General features: G+C 71.6%; 2 protein-coding genes. Both read right to left on the bottom strand.

Going from position 1 to position 939, the window contains the following annotated elements:
* A partial coding sequence (locus I5E_RS13140) for an ABC transporter transmembrane domain-containing protein (RefSeq protein WP_031262672.1) occupies positions 1-577 on the bottom strand: 577 nt, incomplete at its 3' end.
* A partial coding sequence (locus tag I5E_RS13135) for an ATP-binding cassette domain-containing protein (RefSeq protein ID WP_031262670.1) occupies positions 574-939 on the bottom strand: 366 nt, incomplete at its 5' end. The genes I5E_RS13140 and I5E_RS13135, both read right to left, overlap by 4 nt.

Genomic DNA, 939 nt, shown 5'->3' with positions numbered 1-939 from the left:
GCCCGGAGTCGAGCAGCTCGCGGATCGAGTCGAGGTCACTCGTCTGGCGCGAGATGATCCGGCCGGACGTGTAGGTCTCGTGGAACTCGAGCGAGAGCCGCTGCGTGTGCAGGAACACCCGCTTCCGCAGGTCGAACAGGATCGCCTGGCTGATCCGGGCCGCGAGCACCGTGTACCACGCGGTCAGGACAGCGCCGAGGACGGCCACGACGATGTACGTCGCGACGACGCCGAACGCCGGCACCCAGTCGTTCCGGTCGAGGACGGCCGGCAGGGCGTTGTCGATGCCCCACGCGATGAGCGCCGGACCCGCGACGGTGCCCGCGGTCGAGACCACGACCACGACGCCGAGCAGGACGAGCCGGGCCTTGAGGGGCGCGGCGAGGGACCCGAGCAGTGCGAGGGAGCGGCGCCGCAGGCGCTTGCTCTCCGCCTTGGTGAAGTCGTCACGTTCCTCGCCACGCACACCGAGCGTGGTGATCGACGCGGTGACGGGCTGCTGCGCGTCGTCGACATCGGGTGCGTCGGTCGACTGCGCCGACGTCTGGGCTGGCAGTTGCTGTTCCTGCTGGCTCATGCCATCGCCCCCTCTCGTGCGGTGGCGTCGTCCTCGTCGAGCGACGAGATGACGTAGCGGTAGTGGTCGTTGGTGGCCATCAGCTCCGAGTGGGTGCCGACGGCGGTGACGATGCCGTTCTCCATGAGCGCCACCCGGTCGGCGAGCGTCACGGTCGACGGGCGGTGCGCCACGATGAGCGACGTGGTCTCGGCGAGGACGCGGCGGAGGCCGGCCTCGACCCGAGCCTCGGTGTCGACGTCGAGCGCGGACAGCGGGTCGTCCAGGACGAGCACCGACGGCCGCGCCGCGATCGCGCGGGCGAGCGCCAGGCGCTGCCGCTGCCCACCGGAGAGGGACAGGCCCTCCTCGCCGACACGGGG

Origin of the sequence: Curtobacterium sp. B18 (assembly GCF_000333375.1) — a bacterium.
In the GTDB taxonomy this organism is placed as follows: domain Bacteria; phylum Actinomycetota; class Actinomycetes; order Actinomycetales; family Microbacteriaceae; genus Curtobacterium.
Note: the sequence above shows the minus strand (reverse complement) of the source record. Positions and strands in the feature narration are given on the sequence as shown.